This is a genomic window from Serratia surfactantfaciens (genome assembly GCF_001642805.2).
Classification (GTDB): domain Bacteria; phylum Pseudomonadota; class Gammaproteobacteria; order Enterobacterales; family Enterobacteriaceae; genus Serratia; species Serratia surfactantfaciens.
This window is the reverse complement of the sequence record NZ_CP016948.1, coordinates 1,829,586-1,853,708: the sequence shown is the minus strand read 5'-3', so window position 1 is coordinate 1,853,708 and position 24,123 is coordinate 1,829,586. Positions and strand designations below refer to the sequence as shown.

24 protein-coding genes and 1 riboswitch are annotated in these 24,123 nt (G+C 59.6%); of the genes, 14 read left to right on the top strand and 10 right to left on the bottom strand.

Going from position 1 to position 24,123, the window contains the following annotated elements:
• Positions 1-55: 55 nt before the first annotated feature.
• From ATE40_RS08870 to ATE40_RS08855, 4 genes are all read right to left on the bottom strand, one after another.
• The gene (locus ATE40_RS08870) at positions 56-1,519 is read right to left on the bottom strand and encodes a phospholipase D family protein (protein WP_230328904.1); all 1,464 of its coding nucleotides are present in this window, start codon (positions 1,517-1,519) and stop codon (positions 56-58) included.
• Positions 1,520-1,676: 157 nt separating this feature from the next.
• Positions 1,677-2,468, bottom strand: coding sequence for an AraC family transcriptional regulator (locus ATE40_RS08865; RefSeq protein ID WP_019455355.1), 792 nt, complete (start codon positions 2,466-2,468; stop codon positions 1,677-1,679).
• A gap of 357 nt (positions 2,469-2,825) precedes the next feature.
• Positions 2,826-3,143, bottom strand: coding sequence for a cupin domain-containing protein (locus tag ATE40_RS08860; RefSeq protein WP_019455354.1), 318 nt, complete (start codon positions 3,141-3,143; stop codon positions 2,826-2,828).
• 283 nt (positions 3,144-3,426) lie between these two features.
• Entirely contained in the window at positions 3,427-4,611 is a 1,185-nt protein-coding gene (locus ATE40_RS08855) for an MFS transporter (RefSeq protein WP_244889076.1), read from the bottom strand.
• Positions 4,612-4,791: 180 nt separating this feature from the next.
• Here ATE40_RS08855 and ATE40_RS08850 point away from each other — a divergent pair, with 180 nt between their 5' ends.
• Positions 4,792-5,661, top strand: coding sequence for a LysR substrate-binding domain-containing protein (locus tag ATE40_RS08850; protein WP_063919463.1), 870 nt, complete (start codon positions 4,792-4,794; stop codon positions 5,659-5,661).
• Here the strand turns inward: ATE40_RS08850 and ATE40_RS08845 are convergent.
• The 4 genes from ATE40_RS08845 to ATE40_RS08830 form a co-directional block, all read right to left on the bottom strand.
• The gene (locus ATE40_RS08845) at positions 5,658-6,362 is read right to left on the bottom strand and encodes a hypothetical protein (RefSeq protein WP_063919462.1); all 705 of its coding nucleotides are present in this window, start codon (positions 6,360-6,362) and stop codon (positions 5,658-5,660) included. The genes ATE40_RS08850 and ATE40_RS08845 overlap by 4 nt on opposite strands.
• A gap of 228 nt (positions 6,363-6,590) precedes the next feature.
• Positions 6,591-6,998, bottom strand: a complete 408-nt coding sequence (locus tag ATE40_RS08840) for a DUF2000 domain-containing protein (RefSeq protein ID WP_019455349.1) — start codon at positions 6,996-6,998, stop codon at positions 6,591-6,593.
• Positions 6,999-7,051: 53 nt separating this feature from the next.
• Positions 7,052-7,900: an AraC family transcriptional regulator gene (locus ATE40_RS08835; protein WP_063919461.1), complete on the bottom strand. Its 849-nt coding sequence runs from the start codon at positions 7,898-7,900 to the stop codon at positions 7,052-7,054.
• A gap of 71 nt (positions 7,901-7,971) precedes the next feature.
• On the bottom strand, positions 7,972-9,852 hold the full coding sequence (locus ATE40_RS08830) for a PAS domain S-box protein (RefSeq protein WP_063919623.1): 1,881 nt from the start codon (positions 9,850-9,852) through the stop codon (positions 7,972-7,974).
• 181 nt (positions 9,853-10,033) lie between these two features.
• Positions 10,034-10,108, top strand: a riboswitch (Fluoride riboswitch).
• 40 nt (positions 10,109-10,148) lie between these two features.
• Here ATE40_RS08830 and ATE40_RS08825 point away from each other — a divergent pair.
• The 3 genes from ATE40_RS08825 to eno are packed head-to-tail and all read left to right on the top strand — an operon-like array spanning position 10,149 to position 12,847.
• Positions 10,149-11,114 (top strand): DHHA2 domain-containing protein, encoded by a 966-nt coding sequence (locus ATE40_RS08825; RefSeq protein ID WP_084799142.1) that lies wholly within the window; start codon positions 10,149-10,151, stop codon positions 11,112-11,114.
• A gap of 3 nt (positions 11,115-11,117) precedes the next feature.
• On the top strand, positions 11,118-11,546 hold the full coding sequence (locus tag ATE40_RS08820) for an adenine nucleotide alpha hydrolase family protein (protein ID WP_063919460.1): 429 nt from the start codon (positions 11,118-11,120) through the stop codon (positions 11,544-11,546).
• A gap of 17 nt (positions 11,547-11,563) precedes the next feature.
• Entirely contained in the window at positions 11,564-12,847 is a 1,284-nt protein-coding gene (gene eno, locus ATE40_RS08815) for a phosphopyruvate hydratase (RefSeq protein ID WP_063919459.1), read from the top strand.
• Here the strand turns inward: eno and ATE40_RS08810 are convergent.
• Positions 12,844-13,251: a MerR family transcriptional regulator gene (locus ATE40_RS08810; RefSeq protein WP_063919458.1), complete on the bottom strand. Its 408-nt coding sequence runs from the start codon at positions 13,249-13,251 to the stop codon at positions 12,844-12,846. The genes eno and ATE40_RS08810 overlap by 4 nt on opposite strands.
• A 72-nt stretch (positions 13,252-13,323) precedes the next feature.
• On the opposite strand from ATE40_RS08810, the gene ATE40_RS08805 reads away from it, so the two are divergent.
• The 4 genes from ATE40_RS08805 to ATE40_RS08790 all read left to right on the top strand — a co-directional run bounded on the left by ATE40_RS08805 (position 13,324) and on the right by ATE40_RS08790 (position 18,978).
• Positions 13,324-14,544: an NADH:flavin oxidoreductase/NADH oxidase family protein gene (locus tag ATE40_RS08805; protein WP_063919457.1), complete on the top strand. Its 1,221-nt coding sequence runs from the start codon at positions 13,324-13,326 to the stop codon at positions 14,542-14,544.
• A gap of 505 nt (positions 14,545-15,049) precedes the next feature.
• Positions 15,050-16,432, top strand: coding sequence for a diaminobutyrate--2-oxoglutarate transaminase (locus ATE40_RS08800; RefSeq protein ID WP_071891993.1), 1,383 nt, complete (start codon positions 15,050-15,052; stop codon positions 16,430-16,432).
• Positions 16,433-16,450: 18 nt separating this feature from the next.
• On the top strand, positions 16,451-17,920 hold the full coding sequence (locus ATE40_RS08795; protein WP_063919621.1) for a pyridoxal phosphate-dependent decarboxylase family protein: 1,470 nt from the start codon (positions 16,451-16,453) through the stop codon (positions 17,918-17,920).
• A gap of 146 nt (positions 17,921-18,066) precedes the next feature.
• Positions 18,067-18,978: a LysR family transcriptional regulator gene (locus ATE40_RS08790; RefSeq protein WP_063919455.1), complete on the top strand. Its 912-nt coding sequence runs from the start codon at positions 18,067-18,069 to the stop codon at positions 18,976-18,978.
• Positions 18,979-19,005: 27 nt separating this feature from the next.
• Here the strand turns inward: ATE40_RS08790 and ATE40_RS24650 are convergent, their stop codons facing one another.
• Positions 19,006-19,473: an SLATT domain-containing protein gene (locus ATE40_RS24650; protein ID WP_139285523.1), complete on the bottom strand. Its 468-nt coding sequence runs from the start codon at positions 19,471-19,473 to the stop codon at positions 19,006-19,008.
• Positions 19,474-19,736: 263 nt separating this feature from the next.
• On the opposite strand from ATE40_RS24650, the gene ATE40_RS08785 reads away from it, so the two are divergent.
• The 6 genes from ATE40_RS08785 (at position 19,737) to pqqE (ending at position 24,123) form a co-directional block, all read left to right on the top strand.
• Positions 19,737-20,786, top strand: coding sequence for a dipeptidase (locus tag ATE40_RS08785; protein WP_019455337.1), 1,050 nt, complete (start codon positions 19,737-19,739; stop codon positions 20,784-20,786).
• 117 nt (positions 20,787-20,903) lie between these two features.
• Positions 20,904-20,981, top strand: a complete 78-nt coding sequence (gene pqqA / locus ATE40_RS24140) for a pyrroloquinoline quinone precursor peptide PqqA (RefSeq protein ID WP_004937827.1) — start codon at positions 20,904-20,906, stop codon at positions 20,979-20,981.
• 58 nt (positions 20,982-21,039) lie between these two features.
• Positions 21,040-21,951: a pyrroloquinoline quinone biosynthesis protein PqqB gene (gene pqqB, locus ATE40_RS08780; RefSeq protein WP_063919454.1), complete on the top strand. Its 912-nt coding sequence runs from the start codon at positions 21,040-21,042 to the stop codon at positions 21,949-21,951.
• Between the two features lie 9 nt (positions 21,952-21,960).
• Positions 21,961-22,716 (top strand): pyrroloquinoline-quinone synthase PqqC, encoded by a 756-nt coding sequence (gene pqqC / locus ATE40_RS08775; RefSeq protein WP_063919453.1) that lies wholly within the window; start codon positions 21,961-21,963, stop codon positions 22,714-22,716.
• Positions 22,716-22,994 (top strand): pyrroloquinoline quinone biosynthesis peptide chaperone PqqD, encoded by a 279-nt coding sequence (gene pqqD, locus ATE40_RS08770; RefSeq protein WP_019455334.1) that lies wholly within the window; start codon positions 22,716-22,718, stop codon positions 22,992-22,994. The genes pqqC and pqqD overlap by 1 nt, the downstream gene beginning before the upstream one ends.
• Complete coding sequence (gene pqqE / locus ATE40_RS08765; protein WP_019455333.1) at positions 22,987-24,123, top strand: pyrroloquinoline quinone biosynthesis protein PqqE; 1,137 nt, start codon at positions 22,987-22,989, stop codon at positions 24,121-24,123. The genes pqqD and pqqE overlap by 8 nt, the downstream gene beginning before the upstream one ends.

Genomic DNA, 24,123 nt, shown 5'->3' with positions numbered 1-24,123 from the left:
GGATTGGTTCCCTTGCAACGGTTGACTCAACGGGCGGCGGCGGCATTCACCGCCGTTACAGCATCCACTCGATCGGCAGCCAGCCGGCCACGGTGAGAACGATGCGTTTTACCCAGCCGGCGCCGGGCTCTTGCTGGTGTACCTCGGTGTGGCCGTCTTCGAAGGCTTCGTTCCACACCATTTTGCCCTCGGGTGTCAATGCTGGCCGATAGGCGGCGTACTCGAGCGGGCCATCAAACAGTTGGCGGGTGTCGGCCGCCAACGTCGGGCTGTCGATCAAAAAGCCCATTTCGCAGTTCAGGTGCGCCGAGCGCGGGTCAAAATTGAACGAGCCGATAAACACCCGTTTATCGTCGATGGCGAAGGTTTTCGCGTGCAGCGCCGCGCCGGACAGCCCCAGCGGTTTGAGCTCCTTGCGCCCCGTCGGTTGGCCGGCGCGCAGCTTCAGCTCGAACAGTTCCACGCCCGCCTGCAGCAGATCGCGGCGGTATTTGGCGTAGCCGGCATGGACCACCAGCACGTCGGTGGTGTTCATCGCGTTGGTCAGCACGCGTATGGATTTCCCCTGCCTGGCAAGCGATTCAAAGAAGGCCGCCCCTTCCCGCCCCGGTACGAAATAGGCGGAAACCAGCTCCAACTGCTGGTTGACGCCACCGATGATCTTACCGAGCTGCGTCACCATCAAACGATCGTGCGCGGCCTTGCCCAGACCTTTCGCCGGATCGTCGGCCACCAGCTGCACCGTCGTGAATTCAGGCTGTACGGCGCCATCGCGGAAGCGCACCGCGCTGGTTTCCAACTGCACCGCCAGCTTGCGGGCGCGTTCGCTGCTTTCGGTCGCGGCGGCCTGCGTCAGGAATGCCGAGAGGTTGCCTTTGCCCTTGATAATCTGCTCAACGCCAAACACCGAGGCGCTGTTCCAGTAGCGGTCGAAGACCTCGGCGGTTTCCGCCACCACGCTGCCCGCGCTCAACACGTCGAGATCGAGGAAATAGTTTTCGTCGCCGACCTGAAAATATTCGTCGCCGATGTTGCGGCCGCCGATGATCGCCACGGCGCCGTCGACGATGAAAGACTTGTTATGCATGCGCCGGTTCATGCGCATAAAGTCAAAGGCGTAGCCGGCCAGCTTCGGCGTGCGCACCGTTGACGGGTTGAACAGGCGGATCTCGACGTTTTCCTGGGCGTTCAACGCCGCCAGAGTCTCGTCCATGGCGACGCCGTTATCGTCCAACAGCAGACGCACGCGCACGCCGCGTTGAGCCGCGTCATACAAGGTTTTCAGCAGGATCTGCCCGGAGGTGTCGTTATGCCAGATATAGTACTGAGCGTCGATCGACCTTTCCGCCATCCGCGCCAGCGCCAGGCGGCTGGCGAACGCATCGTGCCCGCTGACCAGCGGCACCACGCCGCTCAGGCCCGGATGTGCCGCCATCAGTTCGGCGGCCCGAGCCGGCAGTTGGGCAGCGGGATCCGCCGGCAATGCCGCCTGTGGCGGACGCTGGGAAATATCAGGCAAACGAAAGATGGCTCTTGCCGCAATAATGGCGATCGTCACGGCAAGAATCAGATACAGGACAACTTTTATCACGGGAAGCGGCCTCGGCGGTTGACTGCTTTGCTTTATACGTCATTAGGTTGCTTCAATCCATAGGAGAAGCGCGCGATGCGAACGGCTATAGCGTAAAGCGCGAAGGCGAAACGCCAAACAGTTTTTTGAACGCCACTGAATAGGCGCTGTGGCTCTCGTAGCCGCTTTCGAAAGCGGCATGGATGATCGAGTTGCCCGCCAGCAACAGCGGAATCGACGACAGCAGCCGCAAGCGCTGTTTCCACTGGCCGAAGGTGATGCCGGTTTGTTGAGTGAAGTGACGCTGAAAGGTTTTCGCACTGATCGACAATGAATCCGCCCAGATCTCAATGCCGCGATCGTCGGCCGGCGTGATGACCAACTGCCGGCAAATCTCGGCCATTCTCGCCTCCATCGGCCAGGGAAGATGCAGCGCCAGCTGCGGCTGCAGGCTCAGCTCCTCCAGGAACAAGGCTCTGAGCAGCGCGTGGCGTTTAGTCTCCTCGCCCTCTGGCGCCAACGTCGCCAGCTGGGCGATCAGCTCGCGCAGCAGCGGTGACACCTGCAAGACGCCATCGCGCAACGGCAACCGCTCAGCGGTAAATTCATCGACAAAAATCCCGTAAACGCAAATGTTACTCTGCATGACCAGTTGATGTTCTACCCCCGGCCGCAGCCAGACTGCGGTGGTAGGCGGCACGATCCAACGCCCGCAGCTCGCCTCGACCGCCATCACGCCCTGTTGCGAATAGAGCAAATGGCAGCGTTTATGCGAGTGATAAGGAATGACAAAGCCCGCCGGATAGTGTTTCACCAGCCCCGTCACCTCGAACGCGGAGTTTTCGTGGCCGCTGAGGTCGATGCGTTTTATTTCGGCGTTGTCGACGTCGAATCCCATGGTCGTTTGTCCCTTTTGATAACGCGAATGTCTTTTATTTGATAGAGAGGTCGCATGATCCTCCATATAGTGACGCTCTCGCAAGCCACACCAGGGGCCTTATGCGAAGAAACACACTATTTACACCAACATTTCATCGTTCTGCGTAAAACGGAGGCGATGACGTTGCGCAGGCGCTGCGCAATGGCGGCACGTTGCGGGGGCGACGTGGCCGAAAGTGATGGAAAGGGAAAGCGCGGTGGCATAAGTCAGGAGGTGTACGCATCAATCAGCAGACAGCTCAGCCTGGGGGGCGGCTCAACGCTGAATGGATATGGAGAGCGCCTAGGCTCTCCTCTATCCATTGCCGTTATCCCATCAACGGGCCAGTTCGGCGCCGTCCAGTTCGGAAATCGCCAGACAAATCACTTCCGTAATAGCCTGCACCGTATAGGCGGTATTGGCGGGAATAATTAACATTTCATGAGGTTGCAGCGTCTGATCGTCAACCTTCATCTCACCGCTCAACACCATCAGCTTCACCCACCCCGGATGAAAGCGCGCCGGTTGTCGGCTGCCCGCATCCAGCTTCAGCAACGCCGTATGGCCAGGCGTCTCCCGTTTCAAAATATGAAAGTGCACCCCATCGTAAGGCATGTTTTCGTAATGCAGTGACGCCAGTGTTCTCTTATGCATGGTAAGTGTCCTCGTGACCTGTGAGTAGCTGCTCCGCCTTCGGTCGCCGTAAAAACGATTGGCGGCTGTCCCTACCGAAAGCACCGGCTCGCAGCCTCTTGGCGAACGGATTAACTGTCGTACTTGCAGCGGCCAGCGGCCGTCGCGTCATGCCTAACCTGCCTCAGGCATGCTACTAAATATATAAGAGCCTCGCCGACCGCGCAAAAAACTGCAGCGACGTTGAGCGCGTTACAACGCTAATCCGTAATGGGAGAGTGCGATAACAATGCGTGATTTTGTCTCATTCATCTGATGATGCTCGCGCCTCACGCCACAGCAGCCAGGCCGCCAGACAGGCTACCCCACCGCCGCCGGCCAACACGGCATAAGACGTGCTCCAGCTCTGGGTGGCATCCATCACGACGCCAAAGGATAAGGGGGCGAAGGAACCGATGCCGAATCCCAACAGCGATCGCCAACCCATCACGCTGCCGAGCTGCTGCGGCGGCACATTGTCCGCCATGGCGGCCGACAGCACGCCAGAGTCGCCGAGGATAAAGAAACTGCCCAGGCTGACCACCAGCAGCGTCCAGCCCGGTCCCCAGCTCGCCGACCACCCCATCAGCAGCGATCCCAGCGCACCGGCGGCGCCCATAAACATCAGCACCGACGCGCGATTGAAATAGTCGGAAACGGTGCCGACAATCAACGTGGCGAGCATGCCCGCCAGGTGGATCGCCGCCGCAACGATCAAGCCGGCGCTCAGCGGATCCAGAGGGAAACCGCTCAATGCTTCACTGACCAGGCTTGGCGCCCAGGCCCAGTTGCCGAGCAGCTCCCAACTATGGGCGATATACCCGATCAGCAACAGCAGGGTCACATAGGTGATGCCATAGCGCTCACGCTTCGCCTTCCTTCCCATGGTGTGCGGGCGCGGCTCCTGATAGCTGGACAAGGCCAACGAACCGGCTAGCGCCCCCAGCAATGCGCCGGCGGCACACAGGGAGAAGGCCACGCCGGATCCCCAGCGCATGGCGCTCCAGCCGGCGATGAAAACCGACAGGAAATATCCCAACGAACTGGCCGCCAGGACCAGGCCGATGGCATACCCGCGTCGCGCCGGGCCGTTCATTCCCATCGCCAACAGCAGCGCCGGCGTATAGGCCCCGCCCTGCGTCAGGCCGACGAAAGCCATCAATATCAACGCGCCGACATACGAATGAGCAAAGGCGGCAAACAACGCCAACGCCACGGCGCCCAGCCAAGAGAACAGCAGATAAACCCGGCGCGCGCCCAACGAATCGCACCACCAGGAAGCCACCAGCAACGCCAGGGCGTTAGTGAGGCTGAACACCGTCTGCACCGTGCCGGCGGAGGCGGCGTCGAGCTGCCACTCGTTTCGGACGGTCGGCAACGCGCCGGCGAACATCATGGTGCCCAGACAGAGGCCCGCCCGGCTCACACAAAGCAGATAGAAAGCCCGCATTCAGTGCCGCCCCTCAGCCCATCGATAGGTGAGGATGACTCGACTAACACGGATAACAGACGGGACAACGCTTAACATGGCACGCTCGGCAACGCGGGAAGGATGCGCCATAATAGTGAGCAAAATCAACGGCTGACAAACGATCTTTCGTCCCTCATTTGGTTGAGCTAAACTCAACCTATGAAAAAAGTCCACTCCCTGCCGCACCTGTCCGCATTCGAAGCCGCCGCCCGTCTTGGCAGCTTCAGCGCCGCTGCGGATGAGCTGTTTCTCACCACGGGCGCAATTAGCCGTCATATTCGCAGCCTGGAAGAACAGCTGGGAATCAAGCTGTTTTATCGCGGGCATAAGTCCGTGCGGCTGACGCAGGCCGGCGAGAACTTTTCCCGTTCCGCCTCCCGGGTGATAAGCGAATTGTTTGCCGCGGAAAGCGCGCTGAAAGAGAGTGCCGGCCTGCCGCGGCTAGTGGTGCACAGCCTGCCGACGTTCACCATGCACTGGCTGATGCCGAAGCTGGCGGCGTTCAATGACATTCATCCGGGAGTCGCCATTGATATCACCACCGGCATCGGCGCCATCGATCGCAATACGCCGTTTGACGTGGCGATCCGGCGCGATCCCGCGCACTTCTCTGGGTTGAAAGCGCTCCCTTTCCTGCAGGAAGACAGCCTGCTGGTCTGCAGTCAGAGCTATTTGCAGGCCATGCCGGTCATTGCGCCGGGCAATCTCGCCGGCCATACCGCCATTCGCATCCGCGCCCGTGAGGATTTATGGCGCAGTTGGCTGAATGCTTACCCGACAGCGCTGGACGCCTCACCGCCGCCGCTCACGCTCGATCATACCTTCGCCGCCATTCAGGCAGCCGAGGACGGCCTGGGGCTGGCCGTCGTGCCTTACCTGTTCTGCGCCAAGCACCTGGCGGCCGGCCGGCTGGTCTCGCCGTTCCCGACGCTGACCATCAGAACCGGCATCTATTCCCTGCTGCTGCGCGATCGGGACGATGAGGTGGTGAGGAAATTCGCCGTCTGGCTGCAGAGTTTTCAGACCTAGTACGGGTTTGCCAATCTTTCAGACGCCTTGATGTTCGCAAGCATCTCATGCGTAAAATCGCCGAACCAGGCAAAAACGCGATCGACATGCGCAATGCAACGTTGCCTGACGGCATCGGTCAATGTCGTCTCGGCCAGATCATCCTGCCCCTGATGCTGGGCATGGCCGGTCTCCAGCGCTAAATGAAATTCGCCGCAATAACGCAGTTCAACGCCGGTTGCCTGCTGAATTCGGTTGGCCAGCGGTGTCGTCAACCCAAACAGCACGTTGCCGGTTGCTTCGATGGCCTCAATCACCACGATCCGCTCCAGCCCGCTGAGGCTGCTTATCAGCGCGCACAGCCGATAGGTCAATAGCCGATTCTCCCGAGTGCCGTCGCTCCATAGCCCTTCCAAATGTGCGGCCAGCGTAGCGGAGCGGTTGTATCCGAGTTTGTGCAGATCCTCGAGGTACCACGGCCAGTGATGGTCATCTTCATAGGTGTGCGCATTGACTTTACGTTGATAACTATCGATAGATGGCGTTTCGTCACGCAGCACGAACTTATTCAGATCGGAAAAAGCCATAATAAAAAACGCGATGTGCGGCAGAAATGCCAACCGCTCCTGCGGCGTGCGCCGTTCATCGCGCAGAAACTCAAATAGCGGAAGTTGGGCGTAGCTCTCTTTATTTATCTCGATATGCTGCAAAACTGTTTTCATATAAACCTCATTGATTTAACAGTGATTAAATCGGTTTATCATCAAGTTTCAGCTTTAAAGGAATAACTACGAGGCGGGAAACTGTTTCAGTATAGTTGTTTTTACTCGCCTAATAGGATAAATAGCATATTACTTGCCGGGTTAAATAATCGCCTGTTTGATTATTTAACCCGGCGCTCAATAATTTTATTTATATTAGCGTGCCGAGAATGCCGCCATAGTGGCATTTCACCCGTGAAGCGCTAACCCTTTGATCGCTTTGTCCACTGCTTTTTTTGGCCCGCGTAGCGCCAACCCAACCAAATCCAGATTATCCGCGTCCTCAGCGAGAAAAACCTGTCGGTTGGCTTCATCGTGTCCGGTCGAAAACATGGCGTGCACATAGGGGATCAGCGTCAATTCCCGCTCCAGCCCTTTGCGATGCACATTTTGCAAACCCGGCAGATCTGCGGCAAAAATCAGCATCGGCTGCCCAGAAATGCCACCGTAGCGTCTGCCTTGCGCATCCACGTAGCACTCGCCGATGATTTCCGGAGCGGCGGCGGCGATGCCCGTCGCCAGAAAGGCCACCACATTCAACCGCTGCCAGGTCTGCAGATCGTCACGCACGATAAACGCTATCTTGGTATCAAACATATTTCGCTCTACTCCGTTGTGCTCTTAAAAGCACATCATCGAAGATCGGCGAGTCAGCGGTATAGAACGTTTGTGCACTGGCGCTGATAAGCCGCCGGCGATAAACGATAGGCACGCTGGAACCAGCGGCCCAAATGGCTCTGATCGGCAAATCCCACCTGCATGGCGACCTGCGCCGGTTCTTCCCCCTGCGCCAGCAACAACCGCGCGGCTCGCAGCCTCAACCGAACCAAATAAGCATGCGGCGACTGGCCGAAAGCCCGAGTAAATTGACGAGTCAGACGGAAACGGTCCAGACCACACTGAAGCGCCAGGTCATCCAGACTGGGATTATCCGCCATATGCGCGTGCAGATAGTCCCGTAGACGATTCATCTCAATCATAGCGTCATCGCATTGGGGACTCGACATGACGCGAATATGCCGCGCCAAAAGCGTCAGTAGATGGTCCAGGCTCTGATCGCGCGCCAGCCGCCCTTCACCATGATGAAGGGCAAAAAAGGCCTGCTGAATCGCGGACGCCAGAATCGGATCCTCCGTTAGCGTGCTGTGGAACGCGCCTTCCAATACCGAGGCGTCGCCCAATCCGCGGCGGTTCATCGCCGCGGATACCCAATGCTGGGGCAAATAGAGCATCGCATAGGTAAACCCTTCGGCCTGCGGCGCATGACCATCGTGCACCGCACCCGGCTCGATCAGTATGGCGCGCCCCGGCCGGCTGGTATGCAGCGAGCGGTGGCAATTGAAACGCTGCAAGCCCTGCTGCGTAACGCCCACCAGCATTTCATCATGATCGTGAGGATCGTAGGCATGCCCCTGAAAGTGGGCGTTAACGCTCTCAATGCCGGTCTCGTCATCACGCCGCAGTTCCAACCAGTCTTCATGTTGATGATTTGACGCCATGCAATAAATCCGGAGTACTGGCCACAGGAAAAGAACAAACAGCTTACCTCGAGACGGTCATCATTTCACGTTCACAACTCGCAGATGGCGTAAGTACCCTTTCCGGCCAATTTCGCCTGATACATCGCGCCGTCGGCACGGGCCAACAGCATCTCCTCCGTCACGTCATTGTGCGAGGAAATCGCCGCACCCAGGCTGGCGGACAGGCTCACGGTCTGCGGCCCGATCTGCGAAATATCGGCCAGGCGCGCCAACACGTTTTCGCAAAACTCGCTGACCTCGCGCCGCGGATCCGCCAACGGCCACAGGATCACCGTGAACTCGTCGCCGGCCAGGCGCGAAACGCTATGGCGTTCGCCGGCGCAGGCGCTGAGCAACCTGGCGAACGTCTTCAGGATCAGATCGCCGAAGTCATGGCCATGGCTGTCATTGAGGGCTTTAAAACCATCGAGATCGATGAATATCAGCGCCATCTGCCGCTGTTCGCAACAGGCCTGCAATGCGCCGGACAACCGACGCAGAAAGGCGCGGCGATTGGTCAACCCGGTCAGCATGTCATGTGTGGCATCGTACTCCAGCCTTTGCTGCAGGCGTTTCAACTCGGTAATGTCCATGGAAAGAATGTAAAACCCCTGAGCGTCACACGGCACCAGCGTGGTGTGGATCATCAACAGGCCCCGTTGGGTCTGGAGCTCATTTTCGAAGCTCACCATTTCCCCCGCCAACGCTCTGTCTATCATCGGTTTCGCTATCTGATAAACGTTCTCCCCCATAAAATCGCGCACCGTCATCCCCCTGAGGCGGCTCTCTTCCAGGCCAAACCAGGTTTTATAGGCGCTGTTGGCAAACAGGTAGCGTTCATTAGCGTCGATTTGGCTGATTAAGGCCGGCATGTTGTCAGTGATAGCGCGCAGGCGCTCCTTCTCCGTGCTGAGCTGGTATTCGGCAAGCACCCGAGTCTCAATCTCCTCGTTGAGCTTCTTGACCACGACGTTAAGCTCGCGCGTGCGAATTTCAACGCGTTGTTCCAGCTCGTGCTGTAGCGCAAACAGATCGGCCTCTGCCGCCTTGCGCTCGCTGATATCGACGATAACCGAGATGAAATGATCCGGTTTACCGTTCGGCAGCCGGTTTAACGCCACCGTCAGCTGCACCCATACGATCGAACCATCGGCGCGAAAATAGCGTTTCTCCAGTGAATAGGTACTGATCTCGTTTCTCAGCAGCTGCTGCAGTTTTTCCAGGTCGGTATTGAGATCGAGCGGATAGGTAATGTCCTGAAAGGTGCGATCCATCAGTTCGCGCTCGGAATAGTGCAGCATTTCACAGATGCGCGGATTGACCCGCAGCCAGTATCCCTGCAGCGAGACCAGCGCCATCCCCACCGCCGCCTGGGCAAAGGTCTGTTCGAACAAGGCTTCCGAGCGCTGCAGGTTGGACTTCAGGTTTTCGGTATAGACGTGGCGTTCAATGCTCTGCAGGTACTCCTCGACCACGGCAGCGAAATCGTGCAGGTCGGCCACCTGTTCCTGGGAAAACGGCTGCGGCTGGCTGTCGATAATGCACAGGGTACCGAGCGGCAAACCGTCGAGCGACAACAGCGGCTGCCCAACGTAAAAGCCGATTCGCGGCCCGCCGATAACCAGCGGGTTATCGAAAAATCGCGGATCGTTAGCGGTGTCGGGCACCACCAGCGCTTCACGTTGCAAGATGGCATGGCCGCAAAACGAGATATTGCGCGGCGTTTCCCGGGCATCCAGACCGTAGCGCGATAGAAACCATTGGCGATCCCGGTCGATCAGTGACACCAGCGCAATGGTGACGCCGAAATATTTCGCCGCCAGCCGTGTAATACGATCCAGTTTTTCCACCGAGTTCGAATCCAGCACGTTCAGCGAATTCAATACCGACAGGCGTTCGGCTTCGTTTTCGGGGAAGCAGGGTTCGAGCATGTTGTCTCCCATTGGGTTTCAGACAGATCCAGCGCATCCGGCCGGCGTGAGTCAGTTCAGCGTATCCGCCGGTTAAGCGGTAAATATCCTTGTCCATCATGGACTCACTCAGTATCAATCCGATTGCGCATTCTCGCCAGCTTTGCCGGGCGTTGCGTTTGCCGCCGCGCTGCGCTACAGTCATTCGCAAGGTGATGGTGTTCCACCTTTCCCAACCGCCGGTTCGCTCGAACCGGATGATGACGCCTGATATACAACTTCGCTTTATTTTTTAGGCAGGTATGTCAGGAGTCGCTATGGATCAAATGTCATGTTTTACCCGTCTTTCCTCCCAGTCCGATGCCGTCGAGCGCGAGAGGCCCCTGTACGTTTTCGGCCATAAAAATCCCGACAGCGACAGCATCTGCAGCGCGCTGGTGGTCGCCGACTGGCTCAATCATCTCGGCAAGCCGGCCGTGGCTTTCCGCCTCGGCGAGCTGACGCCGGAAACTCGCTACATCCTGGCCGCCGCCGGCGTGCAAGCCCCCCCGCTGCTGCAAGACGATCTCCGCGATCGTCAAGTCTGGCTGGTCGATTTTACCGACGCCGAGCAAGGCCCGGCCTCATTGCCGCACAGCGACGTGGTCGGCGTTATCGATCATCACCGGCTGGGCACGTTGATCACCCGCAACCCGCCCGATGTCTGGATCCGCGCCGTCGGCTGCTGCGCCACCGCCATTCTGCAAATCCTGACGGTGGAAAGGCCGATGCCGCTTTCCGCCGCCCAGGCCACGCTGCTGCTGGGCGCCATCCTGAGCGATACCGTCGCGCTCAGCGCCCCGACCACCACCGAGCTGGATCGGTTGGCCGCCGAACGGTTAAGCGCAATTGCTAACGTCGACTATGACGCCTTCACCGCCGGCCTGATCGCCGCCAAGACCGACCTTTCGGGGCAATCCGCGCCGCAGTTGCTGCACCGTGACGCCAAGCATTACCGCATCCAGAGCGTCTCGCTGCTGCTGTCGCAGATCGAAGTGAGGACAATGAGCGACATCGAGCCGCTGCTGCCCGCGCTGCAACAGGCGCTTGAACACGCGAAGCAGGAGGCCGGGCTGGAGATGGCCGCGCTGCTGGTTACCGACATCACGCTTGGCCGCTCCACCCTTTACTTTTCGTCGAACCGGGTGCTCGACGCCCGTCAGGTATCGCTGCCCGGCATGACGAGCCGGAAAAAAGAGGTTTTACCGTGGTTAACCCGCCAGATTGCTAACGCAGGGAGATAAGTCATGCCACTCTACCAACACGCTTTACTGCTGGTGCAGGACGAACGCGACGGCCGGCTGTTGTTGCGCCATGCCGAACGCCTTAATCAACAGATGAATACGCGCATTACCGTGGCGCACATCAGCGCCGACTACGCCGAACTGGATTACCTCAGCGATTCGCTGACCAAAGATCGTCAGTCCAGCGAGGTGATCGCCGCCAAAGCCATGCTCAGCCGTCTGGTGGAGGACAGCGCAGTCCCGCTGGAGGTGCGGTCGATCGTCAGCATCCATCGCTTCAAAGACGTCGAGGCTCTGATTGCTCGTGAAGGCGTCGATCTGCTGCTGCTCGGCCACCAGAACCGTCCGTTTGGCGTCTATGCCTCCTTCGGCTTCGAGTTTATTAACCACTTGTCCATCGACGTGCTGATAAAACACGTTCCCACTCCCTAGAAACGAGGTGACTCCCCATGAGCTATGAGATTGAAAGCGTAACCGCCAGAGAGATCCTGGATTCGCGCGGCAACCCGACTGTCGAAGTCGAAATGAGCGCGGCAGGCGCCGTGGCACGAGCTTCTGTGCCTTCCGGGGCCAGCACCGGTTCGCGCGAGGCGGTGGAACATCGCGACGGCGATCCGCGCCGTTTCGGCGGCAAAGGCGTGCTGGAAGCGGTACAAAGCGTCAAAACGGCGATCAATGAGGCGCTGCGCGGGGTGGATGTGCGCCAACAACAGGAGATAGACCGCCGGCTGATCGCGCTGGACGGCAGCGAGAACAAAAGCCGCCTGGGCGCCAACGCCCTGCTCGGCGTTTCTCTGGCCGCCGCCCGCCTGGCGGCGCAGTTGTCGCAGCTGCCGCTGTATCGTTATCTGGGCGGCATCGGCGCCAACCTGCTGCCGGTGCCCTGCATGAATATCATCAACGGCGGCGTGCATGCCCGCTGGCAAGGGGCGGATTTTCAGGAGTTTATGATTGCCCCCTTGGGCGCGCCGTCGCTGCGCGAGGCCGTGCGCTGGGGCAGCGAAGTCTATCAGACACTGCGTCAAATTCTATTGGACAAAGGCCTGTCGGTCGGCGTCGGTGACGAAGGCGGTTTCGCGCCGGCGGTCGCCTCTAACCGGCAACCGTTAGAGCTGATCGTGCAGGCGATAGAAAAAGCCGGTTACCGGCCGGGAGAAGATATCGCCATTTGCATGGATCCGGCCTCGAGTGAATTCTACGCCAACGGCAAATACCGTCTGCGCAGCGAGAACCTTGAGCTGGACGCCGCCCAAATGACGGCCTATTACCAACGGCTGGTGCAGGACTTCCCCATCGTGCTGATTGAAGACGGCTTGGCCGAGGACGATTGGGCCGGCTGGCGTCTGCTCAGCGACGCCCTGGGCGATCAAGTGGAGCTGGTCGGCGACGATCTGTTCGTCACCAATGTCAAATACATCCAGCGCGGGATTGATGAACGCCTGGCCAACGCGGCGCTGATCAAGCTGAACCAGATTGGCACACTGAGCGAAACCTTCGCCGCCGTGCAGCTTTGCCAGGCGAACGGCTGGGGCACCTTTATCTCGCACCGCAGCGGCGAAACCGTCGACAGCTTTATCGCCGATATGACGGTCGCGATGCGAGCCGGCCATCTGAAAACCGGCGCGCCGAGCCGCGGCGAACGCATCGAAAAATACAATCAGCTGATGCGCATCGAAGATCAGCTTGGTGCCGCCGCCGAGTATGCCGGCCGATCGGCCTTCAAACGGCGTTAAGATTTGCAGGCCGGCAACGCGCCGGCCCGCTTTTCATCCTTTGCGCGGCACAGCCCGGCCACGCCGGACTGCAACAAGGTCAGCCGGGTCGCCAGCAACGCTTCTCGCTGCTCATTCAGCGTCGCCATCATCCGTTCGATTTCCGTCAAACGGGCATCGACGCCCTGTATCAGCCCCTCCTCATAAGCGCTGCCCTGCAGCGCCAATACTCCGCGAATCGCCTGCAGCGAAAACCCCAGATTCTGGCCGATTTGGATCAGGTGCAGCCGCTCCAGCGCGCTTTCGCTATACACCCTGTAGCCGTTGACGCCGCGCACCGCTTTCGGCAGCAGCCCCTGCTGCTCGTAGTAACGTATCGCCGAGGCGGCCATCCCGACGCGCTCCGCCAATTCTCCGATCTTCATGCCCTATTGACCTTAAAGTTAACTTTAAACCTAGTATAGCGCCATTCCCCTTGCGACAGGAGCGCAAACCCGATGTTTACCCCACTGACTTTGCCCAACGGCAGCCGCTTGACCAACCGTCTGGCTAAAGCGGCGATGGAAGAGAATCTGGCCGACCGGAACCAACTGCCCGGCCCCGCGCTGTGGCGTTTATATCGCTATTGGGCCGAGGGCGGCGCCGGTTTGATCATCACCGGCAACGTGATGATCGACGGCCGCGCCATGACCGGCCCCGGCGGCGTGGTGCTGGAACAGGATACGCCGCTTGCGCCGTTCGAAACCTGGGCCAAGGCCGCGCGCCAGGGCGGCGCGCAGGTGTGGATGCAGCTCAACCACCCGGGGCGTCAGGTGATGGCGAACATGGGCGGCAACGCGTGGGCACCCTCCGCTATCCCGCTGGCGATGGGCAAGCACAGCAAACTGTTCGCCCAGCCGCAGGCCATGAATGAAGCGCAGATCGCCGAGGTCATCGCGCGCTTCGCCGCCAGCGCACACGCCGCCGAACAGGCCGGCTTTACCGGCGTTGAGATCCACGCGGCGCACGGCTACCTGATTTCTCAATTTCTGTCGCCGCTGACCAACCAGCGCAGCGACCGCTGGGGCGGCGAACTGGCAAACCGCGCCCGCCTGTTGCTGGAGGTGGTGCGCGCGGTGCGCACGCGGGTTTCACCGGGCTTTTGCGTAGCGGTCAAACTGAACTCCGCCGATTTTCAGCGCGGCGGGTTTTCCGCAGACGATGCCCGGCAGGTCGTGTTGATGTTGAACGATCTGCCGGTCGATTTGATCGAACTGTCCGGCGGTAGCTATGAAAGCCCGGCGATGCAAGGCGAAACGGCGGACGGCCGCACCCTGGCGCGCGAAGCCTATTTTCTGACCTTCGCCCGCGATCTCGCTGCCGTGGCCCGCATGCCGGTGATGACCACCGGTGGCATCGCCCGCCCGTCGGTGGCGCAACAGGTGCTGGACAGCGGCGTCGCGGTGGCCGGCATCGCCACCGCCATGGCGGAAGTGCCCGATCTGCCGCGGCGCTGGCAAACCGGCGCCGCCCCTCATGCGTTGCCCGCGCCGGTTACCTGGCGAAATAAAACGATGGCGGCGCTCGCCCGCATGGCGTTGGTCAAACGCCGCATGCGGGCGCTGAGTGACAATCGGCCACGCAGCGTGCGCTACTCCCCGCTGTTCACGCTGCTCGTCGATCGGTGGCGCACCCGCCGTATCCTGCTGCGCTACCACGCCTGGTTACGGCAACGTTAACAACAACGGCGCCGGCAAATTGGCCGGCGCTGCGTAAAAATCGCGCTTTTTTGATCGCGCTACGTGAAATCTGAGAGAAATCACCGATCTGGATGCTGCGCTTTTAACGGTTGGCCATTTATATTCATCACAATTTTTGTGTATATAAACGCTATAGGACTTAAGGTGGTGAATAGATAAAAATAAGCCGCTATTTTCTATTTATGTTATTAGCCGGAAATTTACCTTAATTATAAATGCATTAAAGAAACGGTCAGGTTGGCGGCGGAACGGTTTTTCACGCCATGTTAACAATATGTTGTTTTTTGCCGGCAAAACCAACGGTCAATAAATCAACAACATATTGATGAGCCTAAGAAAAAACTAAACAATTCAAAACAAAATCGGCTATTGAGTCCCAGGCGAAAAAGCCATATATTGGTCGCGCTTTTCACAAGGCAGTTACTTTTCTAATTCATTAATTCAATCGTAGCGTGTTGAGACCTTCGGTTGTAGGAGAGATATGATGACGGATAAAGTCCGTATTGATACTTTAGTTGCAAACTCATTAAACGGAAACAATGAAACCTATTTGGCGCGCCAAGCCGAATTTGAGTCGAATGTTAGGAGTTATCCGCGCAAATTGCCGTTGGCAATTGCGAAAGCCCAGGGCGTTTGGATCACTGATGTTGAGAATAATCAATATCTTGATTGCCTGGCCGGGGCGGGAACGTTGGCTCTTGGACATAATCACCCCGACGTCCTGCAAAGCATCCAAAATGTCATTACCAGCGGCTTGCCGTTACATACTCTCGATCTCACGACCCCGTTAAAAGATCGTTTCTCCGATTACCTGCTTTCTCTGTTGCCGGGCGAAGGCAAAGAGTATTGCCTGCAGTTCTGCGGCCCGTCCGGCGCCGATGCGGTTGAAGCCGCGCTGAAGCTGGCGAAAAAGCACACCGGCCGCTCCGGCGTGATCAGCTTCTCCGGCGGCTATCATGGCATGACCCACGGCGCGCTGTCGGTCACCGGCAACCTGTCGCCGAAAGCGGCGATCAACGGCATGATGCCGGAAGTGCAATTCATGCCTTATCCGCATGAATACCGTTGCCCGCTGGGCATCGGCGGCGAAGCCGGCGTCAAGGCGCTGACCTACTACTTCGACAACCTGATCAACGACGTGGAAAGCGGCGTGCGTAAGCCGGCGGCGGTGATCCTGGAAGCCGTTCAGGGCGAAGGCGGCGTTAACCCGGCGCCGGCCGAGTGGCTGCAGCGCATCCGCAAAGTGACGCGTGAACACGGCATTCTGTTGATCATCGACGAAGTTCAGGCCGGTTTCGCCCGTACGGGCAAGCTGTTCGCCTTCGAACACGCAGGCATCGAGCCGGACATCATCGTGATGTCGAAAGCGGTCGGCGGCGGCCTGCCGCTCGCGGTGCTGGGCATCAAGAAAGAGTTCGACGCCTGGGAACCGGGTCACCACACCGGCACCTTCCGCGGCAACCAGTTGGCGATGGCCACCGGCCTGACCACCCTGCAATACCTGAAAGAGCACAAGGTCGCCGACAAAGTGGCCGCTCAGGGCGAATGGCTGAAAGGCAAACTGGCGGATCTGCAGAAACGTTATCCGGTGATCGGTCACGTCCGCGGTCTTGGCCTGATGATCGGCATCGAGATCGTCAAGCCGAACGAAGTGCAGGATCACATGGGCTGCTACCCGGCCGACGGCGAGCTGTCTGCGCTGCTGCAGAAAAAATGCTTCGAATCCGGTTTGATCCTGGAGCGCGGTGGGCGTAACGGCTGCGTGCTGCGTCTGCTGCCTTCACTGCTGATCACCAATGATGAGCTGGGTATTTTCCTGGATAAATTTGAGCAGGCGCTGTTGGCCGCCGGCGTCAAGCCAGTCTGATTGGAGCGAATGACCGCGATGTCCAAGTTAAACCCGATTCTGGCTTCCTCGGCGCACAGCGCCGAGGCTTATCGCCAGGCGATCGCGCAAAGCAGTGAAGCCGTCGTGCAGTGGCTGCAGCAACCCGAGATGTATCAGGGCAAAAGCGTTGCCGAACTGCGCGAGCGCATCAAGCTCGACTTCACCCCGCAAGGCCTGGGCAACCAGGCGGCGATCGAGCGCGCCATCGAGTACTTTTTGAAAGACAGCCTGTCGGTGCACCACCCGCAGTGCGTGGCGCACCTGCACTGCCCGAGCCTGGTGATAAGCCAGGCCGCCGAAGTGCTGATCAACGCCACCAACCAGAGCATGGACTCCTGGGATCAGAGCCCGTCGGCCACGCTGATCGAAATGAAGCTGATCGAGTGGCTGCGCGACCAGGTCGGTTACTCGTCCGGCGACGCCGGGGTGTTCACCAGCGGCGGCACGCAAAGCAACCTGATGGGGCTGATGCTGGCGCGCGACGCGTTCTTTGCGCGTCAGGGCCACTCCGTGCAGCAGGACGGCCTGGTGGGCGATCTGCGCAAGCTGAAGGTGTTCTGCTCTGAAAACGCCCACTTCTCGGTGCAGAAGAACATGGCGCTGATGGGCCTCGGCTATCAGTCAGTCACCCTGGTGAAAACCGATCGCTTCGCCCGCATGGACGTGAACGATCTGGCGGAAAAACTGGCGCTAGCTAAAGCCAACGGTGAGCAGGTGATGGCGATTGTCGCCACCGCCGGCACCACCGACGCCGGCGCGATCGACCCGCTGCGCGAAATCGCGCGGCTGGCGGCAGAGCAGCAGATCTGGGTACACGTGGATGCGGCCTGGGGCGGCGCGCTGCTGCTCTCCGAGCAGTATCGCCACTACCTGGACGGCCTGGAGCTGGTGGATTCCATCACCCTGGACTTCCACAAGCAGTTCTTCCAGACCATCAGCTGCGGCGCCTTCCTGCTGAAAGACGCGCGCCATTATGAGCTGATGCGTTACCAGGCGGCTTACCTGAACTCCGAGTTCGACGAGGCGCAAGGTGTGCCGAACCTGGTTTCCAAATCGCTGCAAACCACCCGCCGCTTCGATGCGTTGAAGCTGTGGATGGGGCTGGAAGCGCTGGGGCAGAAGCAATACGCCGAGATCATCGATCATGGCGTCACGCTGGCACAACAGGTGGCGCGTTACATCGCCGATCAGGAGTCGCTGGAACTGGTGATGCAGCCGCAGCTGGCCAGCGTGCTGTTCCGCTACCGCCCTGCGCAGCTGGCGGCGAAGGGCGACGCGGCCGTCGCGTTGTTCAACCAGCGGATCGGTGACGCCCTGCTGGAATCGGGCCGCGCCAACGTCGGCGTGACCGAGTCCGATGGCGTGACTTGCCTGAAGATGACGTTGCTGAACCCGATCGTCACGCTGGAAGACATCAAGCTGTTGCTGGCGCTGGTCGAGAAAACCGCACAGCAGCTGCCGGCGTAACCCTCCGCCACTGCGCATTAAAAGCCGATAACTGCCCAGGTTATCGGCTTTTTTATCGCCCATCAGATAGCAAGTGACGCAGCGCTTACGCTGATATACTGCATCAAACGCCTTCTCCCATGTTCAGCACAACAGGATACGCACGCATGACCGACCCTGACTTCAACCTGCTGATCGCACTCGATGCGCTGCTGACGACGGGCAGCGTGGCCGGTGCGGCACGCCGCCTCGGTTTAAGCGCCTCGGCGATGAGCCGCACCCTCAGCCGGCTGCGTACGGCCACCGGCGATCCCTTGCTGGTGCGCGCCGGCCGCCATATGGTGTTGACGCCCTATGCCGAGACGCTGCGCGAGCGGGCGCGAAACGCGGCATTCGAAGCCCGCGCGGTGCTGCGTCCGGCACCAGGTGAACTGGATCCCGCCATGCTCGATCGCACCTTCACGCTGCGCGCCAACGACGGTTTCGTCGAGGCCTTCGGCCCGGCGTTGATCGCCGCCGCCGCCGAACAGGCGCCGCGGGTGCGACTGCGCTTTGCGCCCAAGCCGGAGAAGAGTGACCGCCCCCTGCGCGAAGGCCGGGTCGATCTGGAGATTGGCGTGCTGGGCGAGATGGGCCCGGAAATCCGCCTGCAGGCGCTGTTTCGCGATCGCTTTGTCGGCGTGATGAGAACATCACACCCGCTGGCGCAACAGCCGGAGATCGGCGCCGCCGACTACGCCGCCTGTGGCCACGTGGTGGCCTCGCGCAGCGGGCGTATCCTCGGGCCGGTAGACGCCGCGTTGGCGGAGCTGGGGCTGGCGCGCCATATCGCCGCCGTGGTGCCGAGCTTTCCGGCCGCGCTGGCGGTGGCGCAGGCCTCGAACCTGCTGGCGCTGCTGCCCGCTTCCTTTTTGCAGGCCCAACCGGCCGACGGCCCGCTGCGCATGTTCGAACTGCCGGTAAAAACGCCGCCTATCACCGTCTCGCAAATGTGGCACCCGCGCCTGGAGGCCGAGGCGGATCACCGCTGGCTGCGGCAGTTGGTGTTGGCCGTCTGCCGCCAGAGAACAGATCAATAAAATGCATGCCGAACAATAAGACCTTAATCAGTTTCGCACTAATGCTGACTTAGGTGTCAGTGGTGAGTTCTCAGATATATACTCCCACTCAATACGCAATACTTTCAATTTTGAAATCATGTCATCATCTTGCAGCCCTGATTTTTTTGAACGGAGGTTCTCGAGCTGCCGTCTTAATTTCCCATAACAGCTCGCGGCCGAACGATGCAACTCGGCTTTCTCAGCAAAGCGGCCGAACGACACGATGCCCGACAATGCCGCTGACAGCACGCTGATGAAAAATAGCGTGAGTTTTAACCCACCTTCGGCCTGCAGAAAAAAACATGACGTCACAATCGTTGAGCTAAAAATCAATAAATAGCCTGTATAATCAGCTCTCCGATACAACCTTTCCGAACACACATAGTGCCCCGTTTGAGCATTGCATAATCTTGTGTACCAATCCGCCATCAAAGCATCCATGTCCTTATATTTCTCAATCCCAGAATCGCTCACAATTCACTCCAAATAAGCTGCGGTAGATAAAATAACAATAATAAATTATTCCAATAAAAATGGAATGCGTGCAAAGATTTCCGCTTATAATAAGCGCTTTAGGCTAAAATTTATTTTGCCAAAAGTAAAATTGACGTCAAGCGCCCACCTCCATTATCTGTTATTTTATAAGTGTTTTACTTAATTGAATAATGTGAAAACTTGCCAGGTATTGCGCAATAATACAACATAGCGTTCATGATGCCTGATTCAGTGAAACGCCCATGACGCTTCCCCCTCTCTGGCCGGTGTTCGACGGCCATAACGATCTGCTGCTCAACCTGTGGTTGCAGCACGACGACGATCCGGTCGCCGCCTTTTATTCCCGCGTCACGCCGGGCCACCTCGATTTTTCCCGCATGCGGCGCGGCGGATTCTGCGGCGGGCTGTTCGCGGTGTTTATTCCCCCGGTCAGCTATATCGCCCAGATACGCAACCAAACGCTGGACGCGGCGCAGGCCGCCTTCGATCCGCTGGCAATTGCCGAACGGCAGATAGCTATCATGTATCAGCTGGAACAGGCCTCTCAGGGGCGGCTGCGCATCTGCCGCACCGCCTCCGAAATAGAACAGTGCCGTTTCAACCGGCAAATCGCTGTGGTGCTGCATATCGAAGGCGCGGGTATGATCGATGCGGAGCTGACGCAGCTGGAAGCCTTCTACCGGCTGGGCGTGCGCAGCATCGGGCCGTTCTGGAATCTGCCGAACGCCTTCGGTACCGGCGTCAGCGGGCCGTTCCCCGGATCACCCGATACCGGCCCCGGCCTGACGCCGGCCGGCGAGGCGCTGATCCGTGCCTGCAACCGCCGCCGCATCATGATCGACGTCTCGCATATGAATGAGAAAACCTTCTGGCAAACCGCCGCGTTGAGCCGCGCCCCGCTGGTCGCCACCCACTCCAACGCCCATGCCCTCTGCCCGCAGCCGCGCAACCTGACCGACGCGCAGCTGGACGCCATCGCTCACAGCGGCGGGATGGTCGGCGTCAATTTCGGCACCGCCTTTCTACGGGCGGACGGAAAGCGTGACAGTGCAACGACTGACTTCACAGAAATTGTTAAACACGTTGAGTATTTGATCGCTAAACTTGGTGAAGATCGCGTGGGATTTGGTTCTGATTTTGACGGGGTCAACGTACCGCAGCCGTTGGAGGACGTCGGCGGCCTGCCGCGCCTGACGCAAGCGCTGGCGCAGGCCGGGTTCGATAACCGGCTGCTGGAAAAGCTGACCTGGCGCAACTGGCTGAACGTACTCTCCGCCACCTGGGGTGAATAACCCGGTTACGCTTTAAAGGTTGCGATCTCCGTCACATTTCGTCAACATTGGACCAGCCTAATGCGAATCTTTCTCATTGGCTTCGAACTATCACGATGCATGCAAAGGAGCACCGCTATGACTACCTGGACTAAACCTGAGTTTGTTGACCTGCGTCTGGGGCTGGAAGTGACACTGTACATTTCCAACCGTTAATCGCCCGTCTGCCCGCCTTTCGCGCGGGCATTTCTTTCCCTTTTCTTCTGGTTTAGACATGCAGATAAAAGTTCTCGGCTCGGCGGCGGGCGGCGGCTTTCCCCAGTGGAATTGCAACTGCGACAACTGCCGCGGCGTTCGCGACCACAGCATCACCGCCACGCGCCGCACGCAGTCCTCCATCGCCGTCAGCGATGACGGTAAAAACTGGGTGCTGTGCAACGTGTCCCCGGACATTTGCCATCAGCTGCTGGCTTCGCCCGAATTGAACAATCCCGACGTGCTGCGCGGCACCGGTATCGGCGCGATCGTGCTGACCGATAGCCAGATCGATCACAGCGCGGGCTTGCTCAATTTGCGTGAGGGGTGCCCGCACCACGTCTGGTGCACACCTGAAGTGCATGACGATCTCAGCACCGGCTTCCCGGTGTTTCCCATGCTCTCCCACTGGAACGGCGGGTTGATTCACCACCCGGTAACGCCCGGTGAACCTTTTCACACGGCGGTCTGCCCGAACGTACACTTTACCGCCATTCCATTGCTCAGCAACGCGCCGCCCTATTCGCCGTACCGCGATCGCCCGCTGCCGGGCCACAATGTGGCGCTGTTCATCGAAGATATCGCGCGCGGGGTCGGCCTGCTGTATGCGCCGGGCCTCGGTGAACCGGACGAAGCGCTGATGCCCTGGCTGCGCCGCGCCGACTGCCTGCTGATCGACGGCACGCTGTGGCGCGACAATGAGCTGGCCAACGCCGGCGTGGGGCGCAACACCGGCAAGGATATGGGGCACCTGGCGCTAGCGGAAGAGCACGGGCTGGCGGCCCTGCTCAGCGCCTTGCCCGCCAAACGCAAGATCCTGATCCACATTAACAATACCAACCCGATCCTCAATGAAGACTCGGCAGAGCGGCAAAGTCTGACCGCCGCCGGCATCGAAGTGAGCTGGGACGGCATGAACATCGAACTGTAGGGTATCGCCATGACGCAACCACTCCCCCTGACTCCGCAGGAATTTGAAGCGGCGCTGCGCGCCAAAGGCGCTTATTACCACATTCACCACCCGTACCACATCGCGATGCACAACGGCGAAGCGACCCGCGAGCAGATCCAGGGCTGGGTGGCCAACCGTTTCTACTACCAGACCAGCATTCCGATCAAGGATGCGGCGATCATGGCCAACTGTCCGCAGCCGGAAACCCGCCGTAAATGGGTGCAGCGCATCCTGGATCACGACGGCTACGGCGGCAGCGAAGGCGGCATCGAAGCCTGGCTGCGTCTGGGCGAGGCCGTCGGGCTGCAGCGCGACGCCCTGCTTTCTGAACAGCTGGTGCTGCCGGGCGTGCGCTTTGCGGTGGATGCCTACGTCAATTTTGCGCGCCGCGCCTGCTGGCAAGAAGCGGCCTGCAGCTCGCTGACCGAACTGTTCGCGCCGCAGATCCACCAGTCGCGCCTCGACAGCTGGCCGCAGCACTACCCGTGGATCGACGCCGCCGGCTACGACTATTTCCGCAGCCGCCTCGGCCAGGCCAATCGCGATGTGGAACACGGTCTGGCGCTGGCGCTGGACTATTGCGATACCGTCGAAAAGCAGCAGCGCATGTTGGAAATCCTGCAGTTCAAGCTGGATATTTTATGGAGCATGCTGGACGCCATGAGCATGGCCTATACCCTGAACCGCCCGCCTTACCACAGCGTGACCGCCGCGCGGGTATGGCACAACCAGAGGCTGGTGTAATGACGCCGAATCCTGAACACACCCCGGTCTTCCGCCGCGGCTACCGCCTGCAATGGGAGCAGGTGCAAAATAGCCACGTGATCCTCTATCCGGAGGGCATGGCCAAACTGAACGACAGCGCCGCCGCCATTTTACAGCTGGTCGACGGCCACACCACGCTGAACGGCATCATCGCGCAGCTGAACGCCCGCTTCCCCGGCGCCGAGGGGTTGGCGGATGACGTGCTGGAGTTTTTCCAGCGCGCCTACGAACAAAAATGGGTGACCTTCCGTGACTGAGCCACGCGCGCCGACGGTCAATCCGCCGCTCTGGCTGCTGGCGGAGCTCACCTATCGCTGCCCGCTGCAGTGTCCTTACTGCTCCAACCCGCTCGATTTTGCCGCACAGGAAAAAGAGCTGACGACCGAACAATGGATCGCGGTGTTTCGCCAGGCGCGGGCGATGGGCAGCGTACAACTCGGTTTCTCCGGCGGCGAGCCGTTGGTGCGTAAAGACCTGCCTGAACTTATCGCCGCCGCGCGCGATCTCGGCTTCTACACCAACCTGATCACCTCCGGCATCGGCCTGACCGAGAAGAAACTGCAAACCTTCGCCGACGCCGGTCTGGACCATATCCAGATCAGTTTTCAGGCCAGCGACGAAACGCTGAACGCCGCGCTGGCGGGCTCGGCCAAGGCGTTCCAGCAAAAGCTGGCAATGGCCAGGGCGGTCAAGGCGCTCGGCTACCCGATGGTGCTCAACTTCGTGTTGCATCGCCATAACATCGGCCAGATCGATCGCATTATCGAACTGGCGATCCAGCTGGATGCCGACGACGTCGAGCTGGCGACCTGCCAGTTCTACGGCTGGGCGCATCTGAATCGCGAGGGCCTGTTGCCGACCCGCGAGCAGATCGCCGACGCTGAAGCGGTGGTGAAACGCTATCGCGAACGCATGGCCGCCGACGGTAAGCTGGCTAACCTGCTGTTCGTCACGCCGGATTATTACGAGGAGCGTCCCAAAGGTTGCATGGGCGGCTGGGGGGCGATCTTCATGAGCGTGACGCCGGAAGGCATGGCGTTACCCTGTCACAGCGCCCGTCAGCTGCCGATCGCATTCCCGTCGGTGCTGGAGCACGATCTGCAGCATATCTGGTACCACTCGTTCGGCTTTAACCGCTATCGCGGCTATGACTGGATGCCGGAGCCCTGCCGCTCCTGTTCGGAGAAAGAGAAGGACTACGGCGGTTGCCGCTGCCAGGCGTTCATGTTGACGGGCAACGCCGACAACGCCGATCCGGTGTGCGGCAAATCGCCGCACCATGGCACCATCCTGGCGGCGCGGGAAGCGGCGAATCGCTCGCAGGTCGGTATCGATCAGCTGCGTTTTCGTAATCAGACCAACTCCCGTTTGATCTTCAAGGGCTGA